This window comes from Paraburkholderia sp. EG286B (assembly GCF_040965655.1).
Classification (GTDB): Bacteria; Pseudomonadota; Gammaproteobacteria; order Burkholderiales; family Burkholderiaceae; genus Paraburkholderia.
In genome coordinates this window covers 510,071-532,797 of record NZ_JBFRCF010000005.1, presented here as the reverse complement: position 1 = coordinate 532,797, position 22,727 = coordinate 510,071, and the positions used below count along the sequence as shown (strand labels likewise).

20 protein-coding genes and 2 tRNA genes are annotated in these 22,727 nt (G+C 66.0%); 10 read left to right on the top strand and 12 right to left on the bottom strand.

The genetic code is table 11. The annotated features are described in order from the left end of the window. Nucleotides 1-222: 222 nt before the first annotated feature. The 6 genes from AB4Y42_RS13995 to AB4Y42_RS13970 form a co-directional block, all read right to left on the bottom strand. Nucleotides 223-501, bottom strand: a complete 279-nt coding sequence (locus AB4Y42_RS13995; protein WP_028207645.1) for an HU family DNA-binding protein — start codon at nt 499-501, stop codon at nt 223-225. 601 nt (nt 502-1,102) lie between these two features. Continuing rightward, nucleotides 1,103-1,660: a helix-turn-helix domain-containing protein gene (locus AB4Y42_RS13990; protein ID WP_368694513.1), complete on the bottom strand. Its 558-nt coding sequence runs from the start codon at nt 1,658-1,660 to the stop codon at nt 1,103-1,105. Nucleotides 1,661-1,673: 13 nt separating this feature from the next. Then, on the bottom strand, nt 1,674-2,969 hold the full coding sequence (locus AB4Y42_RS13985) for an NAD(P)/FAD-dependent oxidoreductase (RefSeq protein WP_368690470.1): 1,296 nt from the start codon (nt 2,967-2,969) through the stop codon (nt 1,674-1,676). 178 nt (nt 2,970-3,147) lie between these two features. After that, the gene (locus AB4Y42_RS13980) at nt 3,148-3,831 is read right to left on the bottom strand and encodes an amino acid ABC transporter permease (protein ID WP_368694512.1); all 684 of its coding nucleotides are present in this window, start codon (nt 3,829-3,831) and stop codon (nt 3,148-3,150) included. Then, entirely contained in the window at nt 3,828-4,559 is a 732-nt protein-coding gene (locus tag AB4Y42_RS13975; RefSeq protein WP_368694511.1) for an amino acid ABC transporter permease, read from the bottom strand. Before AB4Y42_RS13975 ends, AB4Y42_RS13980 begins: the two co-directional genes overlap by 4 nt. Before the next feature lie 16 nt (nt 4,560-4,575). Next, nucleotides 4,576-5,409: an ABC transporter substrate-binding protein gene (locus tag AB4Y42_RS13970; protein ID WP_368690473.1), complete on the bottom strand. Its 834-nt coding sequence runs from the start codon at nt 5,407-5,409 to the stop codon at nt 4,576-4,578. A 475-nt stretch (nt 5,410-5,884) separates the two neighbouring features. Here AB4Y42_RS13970 and AB4Y42_RS13965 point away from each other — a divergent pair, with 475 nt between their 5' ends. Next, entirely contained in the window at nt 5,885-6,304 is a 420-nt protein-coding gene (locus AB4Y42_RS13965; protein ID WP_342923355.1) for a hypothetical protein, read from the top strand. A gap of 374 nt (nt 6,305-6,678) precedes the next feature. Beyond that, entirely contained in the window at nt 6,679-7,890 is a 1,212-nt protein-coding gene (locus AB4Y42_RS13960; RefSeq protein ID WP_368694510.1) for a GNAT family N-acetyltransferase, read from the top strand. A 16-nt stretch (nt 7,891-7,906) separates the two neighbouring features. Here the strand turns inward: AB4Y42_RS13960 and AB4Y42_RS13955 are convergent, their stop codons facing one another. Further along, on the bottom strand, nt 7,907-8,599 hold the full coding sequence (locus tag AB4Y42_RS13955; RefSeq protein WP_368690475.1) for a pyridoxamine 5'-phosphate oxidase family protein: 693 nt from the start codon (nt 8,597-8,599) through the stop codon (nt 7,907-7,909). Between the two features lie 245 nt (nt 8,600-8,844). Here AB4Y42_RS13955 and AB4Y42_RS13950 point away from each other — a divergent pair. Both AB4Y42_RS13950 and AB4Y42_RS13945 read left to right on the top strand, forming a co-directional pair. Then, a tRNA-Asn gene (locus tag AB4Y42_RS13950) sits at nt 8,845-8,920 on the top strand. Nucleotides 8,921-8,925: 5 nt separating this feature from the next. Beyond that, a tRNA-Gly gene (locus AB4Y42_RS13945) sits at nt 8,926-9,001 on the top strand. Between the two features lie 146 nt (nt 9,002-9,147). Here the strand turns inward: AB4Y42_RS13945 and AB4Y42_RS13940 are convergent. After that, entirely contained in the window at nt 9,148-9,732 is a 585-nt protein-coding gene (locus AB4Y42_RS13940; protein ID WP_368694509.1) for a DUF3331 domain-containing protein, read from the bottom strand. A 323-nt stretch (nt 9,733-10,055) separates the two neighbouring features. Between AB4Y42_RS13940 and AB4Y42_RS13935 the strand changes: the two genes are divergently transcribed. The 6 genes from AB4Y42_RS13935 to AB4Y42_RS13910 all read left to right on the top strand — a co-directional run bounded on the left by AB4Y42_RS13935 (nt 10,056) and on the right by AB4Y42_RS13910 (nt 15,939). Continuing rightward, entirely contained in the window at nt 10,056-11,129 is a 1,074-nt protein-coding gene (locus tag AB4Y42_RS13935; protein ID WP_368694508.1) for a catalase family peroxidase, read from the top strand. Between the two features lie 181 nt (nt 11,130-11,310). Continuing rightward, entirely contained in the window at nt 11,311-11,856 is a 546-nt protein-coding gene (locus AB4Y42_RS13930; RefSeq protein ID WP_368690478.1) for an RNA polymerase sigma factor, read from the top strand. Continuing rightward, a complete protein-coding gene (locus tag AB4Y42_RS13925; protein WP_368694507.1) occupies nt 11,853-12,776 on the top strand; it encodes an anti-sigma factor in 924 nt (307 codons plus the stop codon). Before AB4Y42_RS13930 ends, AB4Y42_RS13925 begins: the two co-directional genes overlap by 4 nt. A gap of 72 nt (nt 12,777-12,848) precedes the next feature. Then, entirely contained in the window at nt 12,849-13,685 is an 837-nt protein-coding gene (locus tag AB4Y42_RS13920) for a hypothetical protein (protein ID WP_368694506.1), read from the top strand. Between the two features lie 19 nt (nt 13,686-13,704). Continuing rightward, nucleotides 13,705-14,598, top strand: coding sequence for a DUF3365 domain-containing protein (locus AB4Y42_RS13915; RefSeq protein ID WP_368690481.1), 894 nt, complete (start codon nt 13,705-13,707; stop codon nt 14,596-14,598). 3 nt (nt 14,599-14,601) lie between these two features. Further along, entirely contained in the window at nt 14,602-15,939 is a 1,338-nt protein-coding gene (locus AB4Y42_RS13910; RefSeq protein ID WP_368694505.1) for a serine/threonine-protein kinase, read from the top strand. Here the strand turns inward: AB4Y42_RS13910 and tagF are convergent. Genes tagF through tssK form a run of 4 tightly spaced genes read right to left on the bottom strand, consistent with a single transcriptional unit; the run spans nt 15,936 to nt 22,725 of the window. Continuing rightward, on the bottom strand, nt 15,936-16,496 hold the full coding sequence (gene tagF, locus AB4Y42_RS13905; RefSeq protein WP_368690483.1) for a type VI secretion system-associated protein TagF: 561 nt from the start codon (nt 16,494-16,496) through the stop codon (nt 15,936-15,938). The genes AB4Y42_RS13910 and tagF overlap by 4 nt on opposite strands. Beyond that, the gene (tssM, locus tag AB4Y42_RS13900; RefSeq protein ID WP_368694504.1) at nt 16,493-20,017 is read right to left on the bottom strand and encodes a type VI secretion system membrane subunit TssM; all 3,525 of its coding nucleotides are present in this window, start codon (nt 20,015-20,017) and stop codon (nt 16,493-16,495) included. Before tssM ends, tagF begins: the two co-directional genes overlap by 4 nt. Beyond that, nucleotides 20,014-21,366, bottom strand: a complete 1,353-nt coding sequence (gene tssL, locus AB4Y42_RS13895; RefSeq protein ID WP_368694503.1) for a type VI secretion system protein TssL, long form — start codon at nt 21,364-21,366, stop codon at nt 20,014-20,016. Before tssL ends, tssM begins: the two co-directional genes overlap by 4 nt. Nucleotides 21,367-21,390: 24 nt before the next feature. After that, a complete protein-coding gene (gene tssK / locus AB4Y42_RS13890) occupies nt 21,391-22,725 on the bottom strand; it encodes a type VI secretion system baseplate subunit TssK (RefSeq protein ID WP_368690486.1) in 1,335 nt (444 codons plus the stop codon). Nucleotides 22,726-22,727 lie beyond the last annotated feature (2 nt).

The window sequence follows — 22,727 nt, the reverse complement described above, 5'->3', positions numbered from 1 at the left end:
ATCGAGAAACGCTTCGGATACCGTAAGAAAGGCGGGGAAGAAAAAGCGGCCGGCATGTGAACATGCCGGCTTGCCGTGGGCCTTGCGCCCTCGTTTCACGCACTCAGGCCAGCGGCGCGACGCCACCTGCCCGAGTGCGGGCCACCGCACTGGCGTGATGCTGCGCCGCGCGCCAGCAAGCTAGCCGGCAACGCGCGCGCCGCCATGACGGCGGACCTGGCATCACGACGCGTTGACGGCGTCCTTGAATGCCTTGCCAGCGGTGAACTTCACCGTCTTGGCGGCGGCAATCTGGATCTCCGCGCCCGTGGCAGGGTTGCGGCCCACGCGGGCGGCACGCTGGCCAGTCGAGAACGAGCCGAAGCCGACCAGTTGCACGGAGTCACCCGAGGTGACCGCACGCGTGACGACGTCGAGGATCGCGTCGATAGCTGCGCCCGTGGCTGCCTTGGTCTCGCCCGTGCTAGCGGCGACTGCGTCAATGAGTTCCTGTTTGTTCATCTGCTACCTGTGTTGAGTTGAGAAAACCTGCATACCCTACCTCACGCGGGCGAAACAGGCAAATCGCGTTGCATATGGAAACGCGCCGATCGCCCGCCCGGCACGTGTTTTGCCTCCGACGTGCATGACGGCGAAAGCCGAATCAATAGCACAACACGGAGTCAGTGTGTAGACAAAAACACGTTAAAAATGGGCAAAAATGCACAAAAACGACATTGCGGCGGTTTCAGGCGGGTTTATGCAGGAATAATTCGTGCAGATGGCCGCTGAGGCGTAGCGAAAATCGGCGATATTTCCGGTAATCACCAAGCCAGAAAAAAATGTCTCGCCGGGACTGCCGCCAGCCTGCTCTCCCCCCCTCGGAGAGGTCGCCCGGCAGCATCCGGCGAGCCAGCCGGGCCGCATCGACCGCGGCGCCTGGGTCGCCCCGCAGCTTCGGCGGCGTCCTCCGGAATGGGGATCGCGGCGGCCCGAATCGCATCCTGTCTTTCAGTTGCGCAACGTAAGGCGGCATGCGCGCCTTTCGACTCTGGTGTCGTCCGCGCAAAGGGAAATCGCGTCGTCAGCCAACGGATTGATCAGTGATGCTGATTACCGCGGTTCAGGTGAAAACCCATAGCACGCGCGCGGGCGCATCGGCGAGATTGGCGTAGCGAAAGCGGCAACGCGCTGGCAACTGGAAGCTGTCGTTGGCCCGCAGCGTCGCAGGCGCGTCGCTGCCCTCCACCCAGACCGTCAACTCGCCTTCGAGCACGAAGCCGCCCTGCTCGTCGCTGTCGTCCACGGGGCGCTCGCCGCTCGTCGCGCCGGGTTCGAGCCGGCTCTCCAGCATCGAGAAACCCGACGACATGCTGGGCGAAACGAGCACGTCCGTAATGCCGCCGCCATAGTAGAGCGTGCGCCGCTCGCCAGGCCGGGTGACCCACGGCAGCTCGCGCGGCATGCTCACGCTATAGAAGTACGTGGTGGGCGTCTGCAGCGCCTCGCCGATGGCCGTGAGATCCGCCACCGTGGGCCGCGAAAGCCCCCGCTCGACCTGCGAAAGAAAGCCGACCGAGCGGCCGATCTTTTGCGCGAGTTCGGCCAGCGTCACCTTCTTGTGCTTGCGCAGATCGCGAATGAGGATCGCGAGGCCTTCGATTTCGTCCTGCTGGTCCATGCGGTTCTCTCTGTCACACGACGTCGCGCAGGCGATACCACAGCTTGCCGAGCGCCTCGAGCGGCGCGGCGAAGCGCTCGCCGCCCGGAAAGCGCGGATTATGAATGCGCTCGTAGAGCGAGAGCAAATGCGGCTCGCCGAGGATGGCGTCGGCAACGGCACGCGCCGCCGCGAGCGTCGGCAGGATGCCGTGCCCGGAAAAGCCCTGCAGCCAGTAGCGATCGCGTGCGTGACCGACGTCGGGCGTGCGGCGAATGCTGATGTCGATATGACCGCCCCACGCGTATTCGAATTCGATGCCGCGCAACTGTGGAAACGCACGCTCGAGACTCGGCCGGATCGCGGCGCCGATGTCCTTCGGGATGCCGCCGAGATACGTGCACGCGCCGCCAAAGAGCAGGCGATCGTCCGGGCTCAGGCGAAAGTAGTCCGGCACGAACTGATTGTCGATCACGCAACTGTTGCGCGGCAGCAGCGAGCGGGCAAGCGCAGGGTCGAGCCTGCGCGTGGCGATCTGCCAGGTGCCCACGGGCAGCACGCGGCCCGCCAGCTCGCGATCGAGCCGGTCGATGTAGGCATTGCAGGCGAGCACCAGCGTGCCGGCGCGCACCGTGCCTTCCCGCGTGCTCGCCACGTAGCCCCCCGGCGTTTCGCGATAGGCGAGCACGCGGCTTTGCTCGAAGATGGCGCCGCCCGCGCGCTCGATGGCGTCGGCGAGGCCGAGCGCCAGCTTGAGCGGATCGAGATGCCCCGCCTCGGGATCGTAGAGCGCCGCGCGATAGCGGCGGCTGCCGATCCACTCCGGCATCTCTGGCTCGGTGATGACGCGCAGGCGATCGTAGCCCCACTTCTGCGCGGCCTCGTCGCGCGCGGCTTCGAGCATGGCGACACGCGAGCGCCGCACCGCCGCCCACAAGCTGCCTGGCCGGTAGTCGATGTCGAAGCCATGCCGCGCGGGCAACTCGCGCACCTCGGCGGCGGCCCAGCGCATGCTGTCCCACAGCGCCCGCGCGCCCGCCAGACCCAGCGCCTGCTCGAACGGCGGCATGTCGCACGACCAGCCGGGCAGCGCCTGACCGCCGTTGCGCCCCGAGGCGGCCCACGCCACGCGGCTCGCCTCGACAACCGCGACGCGGCGGCCGGCCAGCGCGAGCCGCAACGCCGTGTGCAGGCCGCTGAAGCCCGCGCCTACGACCAGCACGTCTGCGTGGTAGTCGCCTGCCAGCGCGGGGCGCTCGGGCAGCACCCCGCGCTGGGCGTAGTGACGGGCGTAATAGCTTTCGATATGACGAGTCGATTCGGCGAACATGACGGGTTCGTGAAATTTTTCATGTTAAATTTCATGAAAAACTAGCACGACAATTTCACGTGCGCAAATCGGCATATTCCCGGTGGCGACCCCCCCGGAGTCCGCTTAGCCTGGATCACGCCGGGCAAGTGAGGCCCGCGCCGGTGTTCGCGGTTATATCGTCATCCTCATCAACTGGTTAAAAGCCCGGCTCACGTCGCGTGAGCAGCGCATTGGCGATCCACTGCAACGCACCGCACAGCAGCAGATAGACGAGCCCGACGAACAGAAAGATTTGCGCCGGGTACACCAGAAGACGGTTATTGAGCTGATTGGCGAGGAACGTGAATTCCGGCACGCCGACGATATAGGCAAGCGACGTATCCTTGATCAACGCCACCCACTGGTTGACGAACGACGGCATCATGACCCGCACGGCTTGCGGCAGGATGACTTCGCGTAATGCCTGCCAGCGCGTCAAGCCCAGCGAAAGCGCTGCTTGCCGCTGGCCTTCGCTGATCGACGTGATGCCCGCATAGACCGAATGCGACAGATACGCGCCGCCGATCAGCGCCAGCGCGCACACGACGGTCGCAAGACCAGGAACGTCGATGTGCAGCAGGATCGGCATCAGGAAGAAGGTCCAGAAAATCAGCATCAGCACGGGTATCGCGCGAAAGAACGCGACCGCCGCGGTCAGCGCGAGACGGACGACGCCGCGCGTCATGGCGAGCGCGACGCCAAGCCCGAATCCGGTCAGCGCCGCGAGCAGCGCGGACACCACCGAGAGTACGATCGTCAATGCAACGCCTCCCAGCGGCCCCGCCGGAAATGCGCCGATCAGCAGATAACGCAAAGCGGGAAACCACGCGAACCCGTTCACGCACGGCCTCGCTGCAAACCGTGCAGGCCGGCGCGTTGCCAGAGCACCAATGCGACCTCGATGACCGCGATGGCCAGCACATAGAATACGGTCGCGGTGCCGAATGCCTGGAAGGTCCTGAAGCTTTCGGTATCGACCTGCCGCGACATGTACGACAGTTCGCCCACGCCTATCGCCATCGTCAGCGACGAGTTCTTGATCACGTTCATGTATTGGCCAGCGAGCGGCGGCGTGGCGATGCGCAACGCTTGCGGCAGGATCACGTAGCGCAGGGTTACGTACCGGCGCATGCCAAGCGCCGCGGCCGCCTGCCACTGCGCGTGGTTCACGCCGCGCAAGCCGGCCAGAAACTCTTCGCCGATGAACGCCGTGGTGTAGCAGGTCAATCCGACCCAGCCGGCGAACAATTCGAAGCTCGGCCAGCGCAGCGTGAGCGGCCCAAGCGTCGCCACGTGCGGCGTGTTAAGCCAGGTCATCCACCCGGACGGCAGAACGGCTGCGACGCCGAAGTACCAGAACAGCAATTGAACGAGCAGTGGAGAATTGCGGAAGACGAACACGTAGAGCGCCGCAGCGCGCGCAATCGCGCGAGTGCGGGCCGTGCGCGCAACTGCCAGCAGAAAGCCCAGCGGCGTCGCACACGACGCCGCGCAGGCAGAGAGCATCAGCGTGACGAAGAAGCCTTGTTCGAGCCACGCGAGATACTTCGGTTCAAGCCAGTTATGCATGAATCAAGCGCCGCGCTCAACTGTTCTTTTGCGGGTCGCCGATCTTGAAGAGACGGGGCAGCGGCGCTGCACTCTTCGGGCCGAACCACTTGTCGTAGATCTGCGCGGCCTCGCCGTCGCTTTCCAGGTGCGTCAGCGTGCTGTTCACCGCATCGAGCAGACGCGTCTCGCCTTTGGGCACGCCAACGCCTTCGTAGTCGTTCGAGATCGTGAACGGGGAAATCTCGTAGCCCGCCTTGTCCGGCGCGCGTGCCAGCAGCGCGACGAGCTTCGGGCCGTCCTGCGTGATGGCCTGCACGTTGCCCGTGCGCAGCGCAGCGAAAGCGAAAGGCGTGTCATCGTAAGCGACGATGGTTGCGCCCGGGAATTTCGCCCGCACTTGCTGTTCGTTGGTCGTGCCTTTGTCCGCGCCGATACGCAGGCCATTGAGCTGTTCCGAAGACTTCAGCACGCCCTTCTTCGCAATGAACTGGGTGCCCGACGCGAAGTACGGCGTGCTGAAATCCACTTCCTTCCTGCGATCGTCGGTAATCGTAAAGTTGGCGAATACCAGATCGACCTTGCCCGACTTCAGAAAGGCGATGCGATTGGCGGGATTGGTGGGCTGAACTTCGAGCTTCACGCCCAGGCTTTTGGCGACGGCGCGCGCATAGTCCACGTCGAGCCCAACGATCTGATTGTCTTGCGGATCGACGAAACCGAACGGCGGATTGCTGTCGAATGCAGCGACGCGCAATACGCCCGCCCGCTTGATGTCGTCCAGACGATCCGCCTGCGCGGACGTCGATGCCACCACCAGAAGTGCCGTCAACAGTGCGCCTGGCACTGCGCCCCAGATGCTGCTTTTCATTATCGCTTTTCCTTTTTTTCTCGTTGCCCTTGCGCTGCCGCTGAACCTGCGCGCCGGCGAAGTACGCAGCCTATCTGCATGATGGGTGCGAACGAACCAAGTATTTCTCAGATCGAAAGCATGGCTGGCGATATCGGCCAACGGCACGCCGCCTGCCGCAAGTAATGTTGACGCATGCTTCTCTGCATGCAGCCTCGCGCTGCAACTCTTGCCGGGAAAATCCATTGCGCCGGTAATGTCGACTATCGCGAATGCCATAGACATGCATTTCTTTCGCGCGAAAAAATTGAATGCGAATAGGTTCTTAAGTTCTTACAAATTCAAAGGGTTATCACTCTTGACCTGGGCACATCGGCTGCTTAGCATCAACGTGGGACTTTGCTTTGAGCTTCTTCATCGATGCGTCGATGAGTCAGTTTAAGACTTCAGCAAGACTCACTGTAAAGCCCGGTTTGTCTGCATTAGGGGGACTTGTATGTCTTACCGCCGCTGGACGTCTCCTGCCGAGACCGCAGAATGGATCATCCTCGTCGGCGCGGCGTTCGCAGTGCTGGGCGGGTGGATACCCTGGATGGGCCACGCGCCTTACTACTTCGTTGCCGGCGTTGCACTGATCGGCGCTGGCATCCTCATGCTATGGAACCGCTCAGCGGGACTATGGTGGTATTTCGGCATGTTCGCCGCCGCCCTGGGCTGGTCGATCTTCAAGGTTGGGCTGGATGGCTTTAGTCTGCTGCCGCGACTCTTCGTGCTCGCGCTGATCGGCATCGGGATAAGCCTGGTCGTTATCACCAGCAGTTCGGCAGTCGGCCGGCCGCTCCGCGTGGCGGCAATCATCACGGCAGTGTTCTACCTCGTCGCAATCGCCAGCATGCTCTGGTCCGCCATCGCCTGACCAGGATTGAACGCGACCGTTCGCGATCAAATTTTACGGGCTCGGCAATCGCCATGTTCGTCGTCGGTCGGATCTCCACGTAGTTGATCATTCAACGGACTAATCGAGCGGCAACTCATGCCGAAGGCCAAACGCATTCATGCGATGGTGCGGTGCGTTTTACCGCAAGTCCGTATTCCTCCTACCACCCTTTCACCAGGCATTAGTCGTCCGCCGCCAATTTCAAGCAATCGGAATACTTTCGCGCGCTGTGCGAGTTATTTCGATGGATCATATGGATATGCCTCCGATGTTCATACGTATCTCGTTCGGAGTCCATAGCGATAAGGAAAATGTGAGATTGACGCTCCGCCGAATCGGACTACCGGGACAACATGATGCGAAACTCACCGACCGAGACTGCTTTCCTTCCCGACGTCGCCGCCCGCGCGACCACGGGTAGCCTTCGCCACGAGATCCGCGTATGCAGCACCCACGCGGATTTCCTGAAACTGCGCCCTTGCTGGGAAGCCGTCTGCACGACGTGCCCGGCGACACTCGAGTTTACCTACTGCGAACTTGCGGCGGCCAAGGCATTCGCGCGCGGCGCGGCGGTCAGTGTCGCGCTGGTCTACGACGGCGCCGCGCTCGTCGCGCTCTGGCCGCTGTGCATTGCGCGCGAAGGCGCGTACCGGGTCGCACGCGCACTCGGCTGCGGCAGCAACGAGGAATATGGCGGCCCGCTCGTATCCGATCGAGGCGACGCGCGCTTCCATGACGCCGCCGTCGATGCGTTACGCAGCGTCGACGCCGACGTGCTGGAGATACGCTTCGTCGAATGCAATGGCCCGCTTCACGAGTCGCTCTCGCGTGCGCCTCTGTCGTGGGTCTTGCGCGCGCTGCCGGAGCGTTGGCGCCTGCTGTCCGGGTACTCCATGGAACTGTCGCGATTCCCCAGCTTCGACGCCTTCATCGCCACGAGGCCCGACTCGCTACGGCGACCATTGCGACGTCTGGCAAGGCGGCTTTCGGAGGACGGCGCAGTTGAATACGGCTGGTGCAAGGACGTCGACGACGCCCGAGCGGTACTCACGTGGCTCTTTGCGACCAAGCGCAACTGGGTGCTCTCTCGCGGCCTCGACGCCCCGTATCTGATGAATGACGACGTGCGCGACTTCTTCATCGAACTCGCCGGGCGGACCGATCTCGTCACGACTCCACTGGTCTCGTTCGTCAAACTGGACGGCGTTCCGATTGCGGCATCCGTCAATCTGACTGGGCCGCGCAGACTGGAGTATTTCATCACGACGTATGACGAGGCCTACGCCGCCCGCTCCGTCGGCAACCTGCTGGTGGACAGCATGGCGCGATGGGCGCTCGCGAACGGCCGTGATTTCGACTTCCGCCCATACTTCTCGAGCTACAAGGAGCGTTGGTCAAATCATAAAAGCTGGTACGAGTCGCATTTCGTCGTACTCACCTGGCGCGGCAGGCTCATTGAATTTCCCCTCGCCGCGGAGCAGCTTCGGCGCGTATTGCGCAGAGCGCGCGAGTTTGCCATCGACCCGCTGCGCGCGAAGCTGCACTCCCTCACGTCGGCGCGGTGAACGCCGCAGTCCGTGGTCAGCCGTCGCGCCGGTTTGACCAGGTCTTCACGTAAGCCGGAGCCTCGCGCTCCGGCGTTGCGGTATCGGCCACGGGCGGCAGCGGTGCGAGCGTCAGCGGCAGCACGCCTGCCCAGACGGGACGGTCCATGTCCTCCTCGTCGTCCTTCGGGCCGCCTGTGCGGATCTTCGTCACGGACTCCGCGAGCGCAATGCGCATGACCGTGGTCGCCGCCAGTTCCTTGCGGTTGCCCGCCCGCACTTCATGCCGGCGGCCCGGCGCGATGTGCTCCATGAAGGCATCGAGCACGGCTGCCTTGTGTTCCTCTGTCACGACCTCGAACACGCCGTAAATCACGGCGGAACGATAGTTCATCGAATGATTGAACGCCGAGCGCGCGAGCACGAGGCCATCGAGATGCGTCACGGTCACGCACACCTGGGCGCCGTCGGCCGCGAGGCGCAGCATGCGGCTGCCGTTCGAGCCGTGAATGTAGAGATGATCGCCCTCGCGCCAGCATGCAGTGGGGATGCAATGCACGCCGTGCTCGTCGCTGAAGGCGACGTGGCAGACGTAGGCTTCGTCAAGAATCGCATGCAGCGTCGCTGCGTCGTAGTGCGCGCGCTGCGCGACCCGGCGCACGCGCGTGCGTTGCGAAGGCGCCGCGCTGGTGTCGGCGGCGGGTTCGTTGACGGCATCGGCGAAGGACATCGTTTGGCTTCCTCTACGGTTCGGGTTGAGATGCCGCCTACGATAGACAAGCAGTGGCCCCATGGGTAGATCCAGACTTGCGTGGCGTGGTGGAGCCACGAAACGATCCAAAGCCGATTGACCGTAAGTAATACATCGTAAACCGTTAAACCTCTAACTAAATCACCCGCAATCCGCCTCATCGAGATTTGTCAGGAAAAAGCTGCAGGATCAAAAAATCTCCTGTACAATCCGGCCTCCTTGATTCCCCGATAGCTCAGTCGGTAGAGCGCCGGACTGTTAATCCGTAGGTCCCTGGTTCGAGCCCAGGTCGGGGAGCCAGACATGCGGGAGTAGCTCAGTTGGTAGAGCGCGACCTTGCCAAGGTTGAGGTCGCGAGTTCGAGACTCGTCTCCCGCTCCAGCATCCAGGCAGGCCATCCGCCTGCGATCGGCACAGCGTCTAAGCGCGCCTGCCACCGCCTCCGCCTCCGCCTTGAGGCAGCGAAAACCGGAAGCACGCCCCTTTCCCCTCCAGCGAAGCCGCTTCGATCTGTCCGCCATGCCCGGTTATTCCGGCCATTCGAGCGATTCGGGGTCGGCCAGGCGAGCGCCCCACGCCTCCAGCGACGCGGCGAGGATCATCGCCCCCGAATTCAACGGGACCTTGTAGCGGCGCGCCAGCGGCCGGAAAACCGCATCGCCTCGCTTGATGTGCTCGCCGGACAGCACACAGATGCCCGACTTTCTGGCGATTGCGCGCTTCCAGACCTGCTCGCGGTAGCTGCAGCGCGTCGGGTCGCTCCACGAGAGCGTAAACGACGAATTGGCCAGCCGCTCTTCTATCTTGACCGTGCAACTTGCGTAGGTGCTGTGATCCGCGGCGCGCAGATCGCTGCGCGTGCGCACTGCGGGCGCGCGGCGCGCAACGCTGGTTCTCGAAGCCGGCGAGGCCAGCAGGCCCGAGACCACGTGCGCCCACGGATTGCGCGTGCAATCCGGCGCTGCTGCTGCGGCGTCGCCATCCGGCGCGTGTGTTCGATCGTTGGGGTCATCGGCACCACACGGCTGCACGAGGCGCATGTTTTCGCCGGGGCCGCCGCCATCGAGCGCGCCTCCCGCGTATGTCGACCGCCACGAATCCAATCTCACCACGGCTAACTCCCATATTCTGGATGAGCGTGTATGTCACGCATGCCCCGTCTGCCGAAAGCGGAACGTCCCTGTGTCTTGCGCCCACTCATTGCGAATGACTGAAGCTTAAGGACAAGCGCGGCTGGCCGCTATTCTTCCCGCGCATAAACGGACAGACGCTTTTGGATGACGCCCCCATACGTAGGTATACCGTCGTCGTTCAGTGCACACAGAATAGCGGCAAGCGGATTACCATAACGGCCTCGCCGCATGACGGCAACGCACGAGATTCATAGAGGGCCTTTCCATGCATCAGCGGCTGTATGAGGCCCCTGCGCTGATTTATGTCCCGTCTTTCGCTTTCGCAACTCATTGTCAGGTACGCATTCATCGCGCTCACGCTAGCGGCCTGTGCCGCGGCGTTCGCATGGACCGCGGGCTGGATACACTGGCCCGGCGCCCGGGCCGCGCTCACGCCCGACCGGCTCATCGACGCATTCGAACGCAGCGCCGGCACGCATCCCGGGTTTCGCCGCAACCATGCAAAAGGCATCTGCGTGAGCGGCTATTTCGACAGCAACGGCAACGGCACGGCGCTGTCTCGCGCGAGCGTATTCGAGCGTGGCCGCACGCCGTTGCTCGGGCGCTTCTCCGCGCCCGGCGGCAATCCCGCTGAAGACGACGCGGACACGACCGTGCGCAGCTTTGCGCTGCGCTTCGCGATGCAAGACGGCGAGCAATGGCGCACCGGCATGAATTCCGCGCCCGTATTCGCGGTGCGCACGCCACAAGCGGTTTACGAACTGCAAGAGGCCATGGAGCACGACAAGCGCACGGGCCGCCCCGACCCCGCGAGACTCGACGCGTTCTTTGCGAGCCACCCCGAAACCAGCGCGCTGCGCGACTGGCTCGCCGCGCATCCGCCGGCTTCTGCGTTCTATAACGCGAGCTATTACGGTATCGATGCGTTTCGCTTCACCGACGCAAGCGGCAACACGCGATTCGTGCGCTGGAGCGTCGTGCCCGATGTGCCTTACGCGCCGCTAGATACGCGTGATCCGGACGCGAGAGACCCCGACTTTCTCGCGCACGACCTGAAGGTGCAATTGGAATCGGCTCCGGTGCGCTGGCACCTCATGCTGACGCCCGCGGGTGCGGGCGACCCGGTGGACGACGCGACCCGTGCGTGGCCCGACGAACGCGAGCAGCATCGCGTCGATGCGGGTACCATCGTCATCGAGCATGCCCAGTCGCAGATCGACGGCCCCTGCCGCGACATCAATTTCGACCCAACGGTGCTGCCGGTGGGCATCGCGCCCTCCGACGACCCGCTGCTCGCCGCGCGCGCCGCCGCTTACGCGGTGTCGTTCGACCGGCGCACGAGCGAAGAAGCGCGCGCCGGCACGAAAGGCCGCTGAAGGCCATTGAAGGCGGCGCGAACGCAACCCGAACGAAAGCATGGAATAAAGCCCACCGGCCAGGTGTTTCGTTACTAGTTCACCAAAATGGCCCGAGCCGCGCGCCCTTGACCAGACGGTCGCACACGACCGCAGCGCACGCCAGTCCGGATTGAACGGGGATCGTGGAGAAAACCCTTCGATGAGCGGTACAGACTTACCGGGGATGCTTCCCGCCATGATTCCGCGGCTTTGGGCATTTGCGCTGCGCCTGTCCGGGGACCAGCACGACGCCGAAGACCTCGTGCAGCGCGCCTGCCTGCGCGGGCTCGAACGCGCGCATCAGCTTCAACCCGACACGGCTCCGCTGAGCTGGATGTACTCCATCATGCATTCCACATGGATCAACGAGCTGCGAGCCCGCAGCGTGCGCAAGCGCGCGAGCTTCGAGTGGGACGACGATTTCCTCGAAAATCTCCCCGATCCCGTCGATAATGGCCCCGAAACACAACTCATGCACAGCCAGATCATCGAGGCAGTCGAGCGCCTGCCCGAAGCCCAGCGTGTGGTGATGCTGCTCGTCGCGGTCGAAGGCATGACGTACCAGCAGGCCGCCGACGTGCTCAAGATACCCATTGGCACCGTAATGAGCCGGCTCTCGCGAGCGCGGCAATCGGTCGGCGCCATGTTCAGCGGTGCAGCGCCCAAGGCGCCGCCCGCCCCGCAGCAGAAGGACTCACTCGCATGATTGCCGACGACGCACAGTTACTCGCCTATGTGGACGGCCGCCTGTCGCCGGACGAGCGCGCCGCGATCGAAGCGCAGTTGCGCGAGTCCGCCGAGGCGCGCAAGAAGGTCACGCTGCTGCGCACCTCGAAGGTCGATTTCGCCGGTGCCTTCGCCCAGCAAACGCTGCCGTCCGTGCCCGAATCGCTGCAACTTGGCATCGAGGAAATGGTGAGCGCGCAAACCGGGCAACCCGCGCAACCGTCTTCGAGTGCGAACGACGCCACGATGCCAGCCGCGGAGCAACAACCCTCGGCGCCCGTGAGATCGCGCCTGCGCCGCGTGCCGGTCTGGCTCGCGGCGGCATGCGTGACGGGCGCGTTCGTGGCCGGCCAGTTCGTGCGCTTCGACGCGCTGTTCGGGCCTGGCGGCCAGGGCTCCGGCGCCTCGCAACTCGCGAGCGCATCGGAGCCGTCGCCGTGGGTGAAGGCGGCGGTTGGCTACCAGAAGCTCTATACACGGGAAACCGTCGCCTACCGGCAGGACGATCCGGCGCTCGCCGCCCGGGTCGTCGAAGACATCCGCCGCGACGACCGTCTCGCGCTGCGCGTGCCCGATCTGAGCAGCGCCGGGCTCACCTTCAAGTCGGTGCAGCGCCTGCGCTTTCACGACAAGCCGCTCGTGCAGATCGTTTATCTGCCGCGCAGCGGGCCGCCCATCGCATTGTGCGTGATGAAGGACGCGCGCCCGGACGAAGCGGTCGCCTCGCGCACCGTCGACTCGATGGGCGTCACCACATGGCGGCAGAACGAGCTGGCCTACGCGCTGATCGGCCAGGCGGGCGACGTCGATCTCGCCGCGCTCGGCAAGCGCATCTCCAACCTCGATACGGCCGCGCTGTTCAGCGAGGCTCAGGAAGCCGTACCGCCGCATAACGGATAAGCGCCAGGGTCGGCGCGGAATAATTTCGCCGCCGGGCTGTTGTGTTGAAGAACCCTCGACCAATGGCTCGGCATGATTCATCGATTGCACTTCTGGGCAGCGGGCATCGTCATCGCGGCGGCGCTTGCGTCGCCCGCGCAGGCCGCCTGGCGGCTCGCGAGCACCGATGCACCCATCGGCGTCGTGCGCGGCGCGAACGTGACTTCGGCGGCGGCGGGCGACACCTTGCGCGACGGCGACCTGCTCGAATCGCTCGACGGCGTGGCGCATCTGCAGGACGAGCACGGCACGCTCGTCGCGCTCGGTCCGCGAACTCGCGCGATGCTCGTGGCCGACGCCCATGTCGCCTTGCTCAGCGGTTGGCTGAAGGTCGCCGCAGCCGCGTGTGCCACCGCGCCCTGTGCCCAGGTGCGCGTGGACACGGAACCCGGCGCGCTCGATGTTGGATCGAGCGCGGCGGCGATCATCGCAGCGCAAGAAGGCACGCAAACGGTCAACGTTTTCAGCGAAACCGGCACGCAGACCTTCGCGGCCAGGCCGCCCACGCAGATACCAACCGGCCGCTTCGCGAGCATCGGCAGCCCTGGCCATGTGCAGATATCGGCGCGCCCCACCGACGCTTTCGTCACGGGCATGCCGGTCGCATTTCGCGACGCCTTGCAGCCGCTCGCCGTCGCCAGGCCCGCACACACTGCGCCGCCATCGCACGCCGCCACTTACGACGACATCGCGCCGTGGCTGGACAGCAAACTGCCCGCGCGCAAGAGCTTTCCCGCACGTTTTCGCTCGCGTCTGACCGATCGCGCGTTTCGCCACGATGTTCAAGCGCATCTGAACACCCTGCCCGACTGGCGCGCCCTGCTCTATCCGCCCGAGCGCCCAGGCGTTCGCAAAGTGCGCTATCCATAAGGCTCGAACCTTCACTGCCATGAAGCCCGGACTCTCCCTCAGCGTCAAATTCAACCTGGTATTCCTGATCATCTTCGCAATCGCGCTGGTGGTGATCGGCGTGGTCTCCGACCGTCTGCTGCAAAAGCAGGCGCTCGAAGAAACCGCGCACGACGCCAACATCCTCGCGAGCGCCGCATCCTCGATGCAGAGCTACACCGCGGCGCACGTCACGCCGCTGCTCGCCACGCAGATCAAGTACAGCTTCGTGCCCGAATCGATCCCTGCGTTTTCGGCCATCGAGATGCTCAAGCTGCTGGGCAAGGACTTTCCGAACTTCTCGTACAACGCCACGATGCTCAACCCGACCAATCCGCGCGATCGCCCGACCGACTGGGAGACCGACGTCATCCGCCATCTGCACGATCATCCGGAACTCAAGGAGCTGACCGGCCAGCGCGATGCGCCGGGCGGCCGCTCGTTCTTCCTCGCGCGGCCCAGCAGCATTACCGACACTGCCTGCATGCAGTGCCATAGCACGCCGAACGCCGCGCCCGCGACGATGATCGAGAAGTACGGCACCTCGAACGGCTTCGGCTGGACCATGAACGAGGTGATCGGCGCGGAGTTCGTTTCCGTGCCGATGGCGCAGCCCATTGCGCGCGGTCGAGCCGTCTGGCGCACGTTCATGCTTTCGCTCTCCGCCGTGTTTGCGGTCGTGCTGATCGTCATGAACGTGATGATGCACGTGCTGATCACGCGTCCCATCCGCGCGCTGTCACGCGCCGCCGACGAGATGAGCCTCGGCAAGCTCGATGCGACCACGCTGCCAACGGGCGGATCGGACGAAATCGCATCGCTTGCGGTGTCGTTCGGACGCATGCAGACCAGCCTCATCGAAGCGTTCCGCATTCTCGACGAAGAGCAGACGTAAGCGATGTCCCACTCCGCCGACATCCCCACGACCTTCGACCGCTACGTGATCGAGCGCGTGCTCGGGCGCGGCGCAATGGGCGTGGTGTATCTGGCGTTCGACCCGCGCATCGAGCGCAAGGTGGCGCTCAAGACCATCGAGCGGCCTGCGGGCGGCGAAGCGGATCACGAACTCACCGCGCGCTTTCTGAACGAAGCGCGCGCCGCGGGACGTCTCGCCCATCCTCACATCGTTGCGGTGTACGACTATGGCGAAACGGGCGACACCGCCTTCATCACGATGGAATACGTGCGCGGCGCAACCCTCGCAGCGCATCTCGCGCTGCACGCGCGCGCGGGCACGCAGATGAATCCGCTGGCCGCCCTGCGCTGGTTCGCGCAACTGCTCGATGCACTCGACTACGCGCACGGCTCAGGCATCGTACATCGCGACCTCAAGCCCGCCAATCTGCTGATCTCGCCGCGCGGCGAATGCAAGGTCGCGGACTTCGGCATCGCTCAGCTCGACACGTCCAAGCTCACGCAAACCGGCACGCTGCTCGGCACGCCGAGCTATATGTCGCCGGAACAGTTCACCGGCGACGCCGTCGACGCACGTTCCGATCTCTTCAGCGCCGCCGTCGTGCTCTACGAAATGCTTACCGGCGTGTGCCCGTTCGCGGGCACGCCGGGCGCCGTGATGCGCAAGATTCTCGACGAGATGCCGCCTCCCCCTTCCGCTGTCGTGCGCGGCTTGCCTGCGTATGTCGACGCCCTGGTGATGAAGGGCATGGAGAAGCGCCCCCAGATGCGCTATGCCGGCGCGCGCGCATGGCGCGATGCGCTGCTTGCGGCACTCGCTGCCGATGTCCATGAGGATGCCGAACGAACCGTGCTCGCGCATGCGGCTCTCGAAGCGCCGATCCCCACGCCGCCCACGCAGACCCAGCTCGACCCCGAACTCGTCGCGCACCTGGAGAAGCGCCTCGCGAGCCATGTCGGGCCCGTGGCGTCGCTGCTGGTACGGCGGGCATGCGCAGGCGCGACGAACATCGACACGCTGCGCGAACGCCTGAGCGCTCACTTGCCCACCGACGATGCGCGGCGCGACTTCGATTCGCTGTTGCTTCCGGTGGGCGCCGGTGCGCCGCGCACGATCGGCGCGCAGACCATCAGCGCCGAAAGCGTCAACGCAGCCACCTCGCGCCTCTCGACGCTTCTCGGCCCCATCGCCCGTATCGTGGCGCGCCGCGCCGCCACCCACGCCACCGATCTGCGCGCCTTCCACACGCAACTGCTCGACGCCGTGCCGGAGCCGCACCGCGAAGCGCTGCGCCGCGAATGGGATGTCGACAGCGACTAGCGTGCGATATCGTAGGCTTCGAGCAGATCCAGGAACAAGCTCGCATCGAGCGCGCCCTCGTGTCGATGCGTTGCGCCATCCTCCTGAGTCCACCACATGCTGGCGCCTTCGCACGATGCCAATGCGACTGGCTGCTCGTGCAGCGTAGCAAGTTTCGACTCGAACGCCGTTAGTGAAAACGAAGGCGCCAGCGTCGAGAGGGCAAGCGCACATGCCTCGACGTGCCAGCGCGAATCGACGGCACGCGCTGCGCCTTCGATTTGCCGCGCAATCACGAATGGAAAATAGCGCCCCACGGCGTCGATGCCGGGCATGAGCACGCCGGTGCACGCGCAGTCGTCGATCACGGAGGGTGGCGCCGAAAAACGCCACACGGGCATCTCCAGATAGCGCTCGAGCCAGCCTCCGGCATGGCGCTCGCGCGCGGCCAGCAGGCCGCGTTGCAGCCACGCGTCCCAACGGCCGACGAAAGCTGCGGATAGTCCGCGTCCGACGAAATCGCCATGCGTGCGGACCTTCCCGTAAAAGCCGGCGTCGATTCGATCATCTGCGTTCATAGCGACGTCGGGCAACGAAAGCCACTGAGCACACCCGCGCGCAACGGATTGTTCACGCTGCCGGCCACGAGCGCGAGCATGACCTTGCCGCCGTCGAACGTGGCGTTGAAATGATCGGCCTGCCCGGCCTGCTCGATGCGCGCGGCGTCGAGCAGATGGAACAGCGCCCAGGGGCCTTCCGCGCGAGGCGGCGGCACAGGCGCGGGGTCGAGTTCGACATGTGCCTGCCCCGTGCCCTTCCCGCTCGGCCACTGGAACGCGGCGGTGGCGTTGGGCGCATCGCTCGTCGCGCTCAGTTGCGTGCCGTCGATATCGAGCACGAAGCGCTTCAGCGAAGGATCGAGCGAAACCACCTTTGCCGAGAAATGCACGGACACGTCGTGGCCGCCGTCGCGAAACAACGCATCCCGCAAGGTCGCCGCACGCTGGAACGCCACCGGCACATCGTCGGGAATACCGAGGGATTTCGCCTCGGCCCGCCACTTCCATACCGTGCCGGACGTATCCACCCGATTCTGCAGATTCTTCTGGAAGAACGCGTCGATCAAACCGCCCGGCGCCAGCACGCGCGCGAAGTCGTCGGGCGCGGCGTCGCGCGTCGAGGTCCTCACGAGCGGGTAGCGGCCGTCGAGTGCCTGCCTGCACGCGGGCGCGACCGTCGTGGCCCAGAGCGTCTGCAATTGCGCACGCTGGCCCTGGATCTGCACGGTATCGGCGTTGCCCGCTACGCCTTGCAGCACCGCCGCGAGCGGCGCGGGCGCGTTCTGCGAGAGCAGCTTCAGGTGGTCGAGCGGGCCCGTGGCGGGCGGCGGCAGCGACTGCCTGCGCGCCGTGTCTTCCGCCTGCAGGGTCGCCGCGGCGTCCTTGAGCGCGTTGATGTATTCGTCGAGCGCCGCGCCCGCCAGATCGTGCAGCGCCTGAAAATGCGTATCGACGGGCGTCGGCGCGGCGGGCGGCTCCGCCTGCGCGCCGATGCGGTTCTTGAGCGCGTCGAGCTTGCCGGGCGCGGCGGCCGGCGGCGTGAAGGTCGTTTCGCGCGCGACGCCCTGGATCAGCGCGCGCAACGGTGAATTCGCCGAGCCGAGCAGGTTCGCGATGCGCGCGCCCTGATCCGGCGCGCTGAACGGCACGACGGCGATATCGGCAAGCAATGCGTCCCACTGGCGGATCGCCTCCTCGCTGTAGAGCCGCGTGAGCGCCGCGCGCAATGCCTCGGTGCTTTGCGCATCCGTATGCGTCTGGCCCGCGCCGAGCACCCAGTCGTCCTTCGACAGATTGGCGAGCGCGTCATCGCGCAAACGCACGAACGCGTCGAAGCCCGCACGCGTGTAGGCGCCCTCGATGCCTTGCGTGAGCGGCGCGCCGCTGCGTCTCACGAACACGATCTGTCCGCTCGGCCCTGCCGCCTTCGCCACGGTGAAATCCGCCAGGCGCAGTTGTGCGAGTTGCTGATCGATACGACCTGTCAGGCGCTGCGCGAGCGGCACCCGGTTGAGCACGGCGCGCGCCTGGGCGATCAGGTTCTGATCGAGCGGCAAGTTCGCATCGAACTCGCCACGCCGGAACAACGCCTGCAAATGCTGCTCGATGTCCGCGCGCTGCGCGTCGCTCGCGTCTTTCATCGAAGCCGTTCGCCAGGTACGCAACGCCCAGACCTGCAGCGCGTCCGGGTCGAAATGCGTCGGGTCGCCCAGCATCAGGTACGCGCGCAGGGCTTCGTAGAGCGTGGCGGGATCTTCCGCGCTGCCGCGGCGAAGCTGGTCCTCCATGCTTTGCACGACGATCGGCAGCAAGGTCTGCCGCAACAAGCGCTGGTACACACGCTGCGCTTGCAGGCCGAGCTTCTCGCGCTGATCGAGGCCAAGGTGCGCCCACCACGGCGTGTCACGCGAAGCACGCTCCGCTTCGCCGCCGGGCAGATCGCGCGCGGCGTCGAGCAGCGGCAGAACCGTAAGCGGACCGTCGCCCGCGCTGGTCCTCTTCGCAAGCTCGGCGAGCGCGGCGGTCTGCTGACGGCTTGCATCGACGAAACGGCGATTCGCACGGTCGCTCGCGAACAGGGCGATCAGCCCCGCCGCCAGCAACACGGCGATGCCCGCGATCGTGGCCTGCTGAATGCGCGCGCGCCGCCGCACGGCGCGCGGATCGCTGCCCGCGATGCCCTGCTCGGCGAAAATCACGTCGCGCAGCAGGCGCTTGACGAAATACGCGCGGCCGCTCGAGGCGTCCGCCATCACGACCTCGCGGCTCAAGCCCAGCGATGCCGCCATCGCGCTCATCATGCGGTCGAGCGGACGTCCGCTCTGCGTGCCGCTCGTGAAGTACACGCCGCGCAGCGACGGCGCGCGCGCGAAACGCGATTCGCCGAATGCCTCTTCGAGAAACCGCCGCAACGCGCGCTCGATGCCCGCGAACTGCTGCGGGAATGCATAGATCAGCGCGCGCCGCCGCGCGTCGGTTTCCTGCTGCATGCGTTGCAGCACACGGCCTTGTAGCTGTGCATGCAAAAGGCCGAACTCTTCAGAGAACCGCGCGAGCGGCGCACTGCCTTCGCCGGCGTCGTTCTCCGCAGCGAGCGGGAACGTCATGCCCCAAACCTGCTCACGCTCGTCGCGGCCGAAGTCGTCGAAATACTCGGAGAAGCCCGCGAGCATGTCGGTTTTCGTCACGACGACGTACACCGGCAGATGCACACCGAGTTGCTGGTTCAGTTCGGCAAGTCGCTCGCGGATCGCGGCAGCATAAGTGGCGCGCTGCGCATCGGACTGTTGCAGCAGATCGGCGGCCGAAACCACGGCCATCACGCCGTCGAGCGGACGGCGCGGCCGGTACTTGCGCAGCAGCCCGAGAAAGCCGAGCCATGCGCCGCGATCGGCCTGCTCGTGGCTGTCCTGCGTGGTGAAGCGGCCCGCCGTGTCGAGCAGCACGGCGTGATCCGTGAACCACCAGTCGCAGTTGCGTGTGCCGCCCACGCCGCCCACCGCCTGCGCGCCGAGCCTGTCCGCGAGCGGGAAGCGCAGCCCCGAGTGGGCCAGCGCGGTCGTCTTGCCCGCGCCCGGCGCGCCGACGAAGAGATACCACGGCAAGTCGTAGAGCGTCTCGCGGCGCGGGGCGAGCCACGCGAACAGGTGCCGCATGCCGCGCGCGCCGCTGGCAGGCGCGCGCGACTCGCGCAGTGTCTTCAGGGCCGCCTCGAAGCGCGTGCGCAGTACCGCGACGTCGGCATCGGCGGCCTTGCGCGCGGGGTCCGGCGCGTGCTTCGCGGGATCGAGCGCATCGGACACGAGGCGCTGCACGAACGTCGAACTGGCGATGCGCGCCTTGGCAAACCGGACGCCCCAATAGAGCGCCCAGCACGCGAGGATGAACGCGATCACGGCCCAGCGCCTGGCGCTGCTCTCGAGCGGCGCCGAGCCATTGAACGCCACGAGCGGCCCTTCGAACCAGACCAGCGCGCAAAGCGCCAGTGCGCCCGCAAACGTGACGACAGCGGGCCTTTTGAACCACTGGATCCACTTCATGGCGCGGCTCCCGGCGCAAGGATGGCGATGGTCACGCGGCGGTTGCGCGCGCGGCCCGCCGCGGTGTCGTTCGATGCGACCGGCTCGGTATCGCCGCGGCCTTCGGCGCTCACGCGCGCAGGGTCCGCGAGATGCGCCGCGAGGATCGCGCGCACCGTCTCCGCGCGCGCCTGCGAGAGCGCGACGTTGGAAGGAAAGCGCGCCGACACGATGCGCTGGTCGTCCGTATGCCCGATCACGACGACATTGCCCGGCTTGTCCGCCAACGCCTCGCCGATGCGCTGCACGAGCGGCACGAAACGCGGGTCGAGTTCGGCGCTGCCGGACGCGAAGATCTGCGTGCCTTCGGCGCTGTTGTTGATGGTCACGGTCGTGCGGTCCCCCGATTCGCCGACGGTGACCAGCCCTTGCGCGATTTCCGGCGCGAGAAAGCCATCGAGCGCCGACCCGAACTTCGGCGCAGCCTGCGTCTTGGCCGCGAGCACGGGCGCGGGCGCCACCCGAATCCCGCGCATCGCCTCGAACACCGGGTCGGAGAACGCGTTGATGCGCAGCCCGAGCACGAGGCTGGTCGCCATCAGCACGAGGGCCGCGAGCGCCAGCGCGACCCACAGCGGCACGAAACCCAGCGTCCGTTCGCGCGCCTGCTCCGCGGGTTGCCAATGCGGCGACAGCGCGCGCTCGACCGGGCCGCGTTGCGCGCGGATCATCTGTTCGAGGCGTTCGCGAATCTCGTCGAGCTGACGCTTGCCGCCTTCGATGAGCCGGTAGCGCCCGTCGAAGCCAAGCGCGAGCATCACGTAGATCAGTTCGAGCAGGTCGATATCGGCGGCGGGGGTTTGCGCGAGCCGCTGCAACATGACGAACAGCCGCTCGCCGCCGGAGGCCTCGTTGTGAAACGTCACGAGCAGGCTCCTGCGGCCCCAGACTCCCGCGCCCCACGGCGTCGCCGCGATGGCCTCGTCGATGAAGGTGCACAGGCAATAGCGCGCCGGGCCGAGCTGCGTGTCGGGCACGCCGAACGCGCGGCCGTCGGCTTCGAAGCGGCGCACCATCTGGATCAGCTGCGCGCGCAGCGTGTCGAGGTCCGGGTGGCTCGGCAGGCGGCGCAGCGGCAGCGCGAGTTCCAGCAACGGATTGGCCGCGCGCAGCAGCGGGTTGCGCCCGGCGATCGCGGCATCGAGCGGCACGAGCGCGGGCCCGGCGGCTTGCGGCTTGCGCTGCGGCGCGGGTTCGGCTTCGGCGCCGGCCGCGCGCTCGCGCTTGCGCCCCGGCGTCGGCATGCGGATCGTGCGCGCCGCGTCGAGATAGTCCGCGTCGTCGAGCGGCGCGTTCGTGCTATCGGTCATGGCAAGGGTCCTCGATGCGAGACTTCAATGACGGATGGCCCAGAGTTCCATCGCGAGCCCCGGGAACTCGCCCGCCACGTGCAGCGCCATGCCCGCGGAAGCCGCCAGCGTTGCCCACGCTTCGTTGTGGTCGTCGAGTTCGAAATAGCTGTAGCCCGCATGGAACGGCAACTGGCGCGGCGCGACCGCCAGCGCGCGCAACGCGATGCCTGGCAGCTGCAGGTTCACGAGATCGCGGATCTTCTCGATGCTGCCGATCTTCACCTGGCTCGTGAACGCGGAAATCAGCGTGCCGGCCGGCACCTGCGCCCGCACCGCGAGCACGAAGGTCGCGCCGGCAAAGAGCGTGCGGTCCGCGACCCGCGCCACCCGCAAGCCATATTTGCGTTCTTCGAGCGCAATCGCCACGACCTGCGGATCGGCGACGCGCGACAGCGCGAGCCGCAGCGCATCGATCACGGGCTCGAACGTCTCCTTGAGCCGGTCGTGCCGGTAGGCCGCGAACGTGGGCGGCCGCCGCCCCGCCTGGCTGAAGGTGGCCAGCTCGCCCGCCAGCGCGATGCACGACTGATAGAACGCTTCGGGATGCAAACCATCCATCGCATTGAAGTGCGTGACGAGCGGCTGCGCGCGATTGACGATCTGCAGCAGCAGAAAATCGGCGATTTCGGCCATGCCCGCGCCATCGGGTTGGGCGAGGCGCCCGGCGAGCGCTTCGCCGCGCTGCTGAAGCAGGCCGCCCAGTTCGGTCGAGAAGCGCGCGAGGCGGCCCGCCACGCGATAGTCCAGGCACGGCGCGCAGTAGTCGTCGTCGAGTACGACGCGGCCGTCGCTACGGCGCTCGACCACGTGCGCCACGCCCGCGCACGCATGCGCATTGGCCACCTCGGGCGCGAGCGCGAGGCGCAGGCGCAGCTTGCCGATCTGCAGCAACGTGCTGGGCGCGTCGGCGTCGTTGCTGTCGTGCACTTCGAAGTCTCCCGCGCCGTAACGCGCGAGATCGTCAGCGTGCCCGTCGCCGCCCGACTCGGGCGCGCCGGCGCGGCGCACCGGCAGCGCGAGCATCACCGTGACGTTCGCGGCGTTTTCGGGAATATCGAGCGGTTCGGGCAGATCGTCGTCCGCGGGCAGGTTGAACGGCGTGCCGTCGGGCAGCACGCCTGCCGCCGCGCGCAACGCCAGTTTGCCGAGCTTGAGCAGCGCCTCGTCGATCTCCAGCGTCGTGAATCCCCAGCCATAGGCGCGCAGGCCGTTCACGCGGCCCGCGAGCAGCGCCTCGACGTGCCGGTCGTGCTGCTGGAGATGCTGCGGCTGAAGGAACATGCCCTCAGACCAGATGACTCTGTTGTTCCAGTACATGC

What these genes read in the sequence shown, in the direction of transcription:
- tssM (WP_368694504.1), bottom strand. Translation starts at nt 20,017, where the DNA reads ATGAAGTGGATCCAGTGGTTCAAAAGGCCCGCTGTCGTCACGTTTGCG.
- AB4Y42_RS13925 (WP_368694507.1), top strand. Translation starts at nt 11,853, where the DNA reads ATGATTGCCGACGACGCACAGTTACTCGCCTATGTGGACGGCCGCCTG.
- tssK (WP_368690486.1), bottom strand. Translation starts at nt 22,725, where the DNA reads ATGTACTGGAACAACAGAGTCATCTGGTCTGAGGGCATGTTCCTTCAG.
- AB4Y42_RS13975 (WP_368694511.1), bottom strand. Translation starts at nt 4,559, where the DNA reads ATGCATAACTGGCTTGAACCGAAGTATCTCGCGTGGCTCGAACAAGGC.
- AB4Y42_RS13935 (WP_368694508.1), top strand. Translation starts at nt 10,056, where the DNA reads ATGTCCCGTCTTTCGCTTTCGCAACTCATTGTCAGGTACGCATTCATC.
- AB4Y42_RS13910 (WP_368694505.1), top strand. Translation starts at nt 14,602, where the DNA reads ATGTCCCACTCCGCCGACATCCCCACGACCTTCGACCGCTACGTGATC.
- AB4Y42_RS13930 (WP_368690478.1), top strand. Translation starts at nt 11,311, where the DNA reads ATGAGCGGTACAGACTTACCGGGGATGCTTCCCGCCATGATTCCGCGG.
- AB4Y42_RS13960 (WP_368694510.1), top strand. Translation starts at nt 6,679, where the DNA reads ATGATGCGAAACTCACCGACCGAGACTGCTTTCCTTCCCGACGTCGCC.
- AB4Y42_RS13920 (WP_368694506.1), top strand. Translation starts at nt 12,849, where the DNA reads ATGATTCATCGATTGCACTTCTGGGCAGCGGGCATCGTCATCGCGGCG.
- tagF (WP_368690483.1), bottom strand. Translation starts at nt 16,496, where the DNA reads ATGAACGCAGATGATCGAATCGACGCCGGCTTTTACGGGAAGGTCCGC.
- AB4Y42_RS13990 (WP_368694513.1), bottom strand. Translation starts at nt 1,660, where the DNA reads ATGGACCAGCAGGACGAAATCGAAGGCCTCGCGATCCTCATTCGCGAT.
- AB4Y42_RS13995 (WP_028207645.1), bottom strand. Translation starts at nt 501, where the DNA reads ATGAACAAACAGGAACTCATTGACGCAGTCGCCGCTAGCACGGGCGAG.
- tssL (WP_368694503.1), bottom strand. Translation starts at nt 21,366, where the DNA reads ATGACCGATAGCACGAACGCGCCGCTCGACGACGCGGACTATCTCGAC.
- AB4Y42_RS13970 (WP_368690473.1), bottom strand. Translation starts at nt 5,409, where the DNA reads ATGAAAAGCAGCATCTGGGGCGCAGTGCCAGGCGCACTGTTGACGGCA.
- AB4Y42_RS13985 (WP_368690470.1), bottom strand. Translation starts at nt 2,969, where the DNA reads ATGTTCGCCGAATCGACTCGTCATATCGAAAGCTATTACGCCCGTCAC.
- AB4Y42_RS13955 (WP_368690475.1), bottom strand. Translation starts at nt 8,599, where the DNA reads ATGTCCTTCGCCGATGCCGTCAACGAACCCGCCGCCGACACCAGCGCG.
- AB4Y42_RS13965 (WP_342923355.1), top strand. Translation starts at nt 5,885, where the DNA reads ATGTCTTACCGCCGCTGGACGTCTCCTGCCGAGACCGCAGAATGGATC.
- AB4Y42_RS13915 (WP_368690481.1), top strand. Translation starts at nt 13,705, where the DNA reads ATGAAGCCCGGACTCTCCCTCAGCGTCAAATTCAACCTGGTATTCCTG.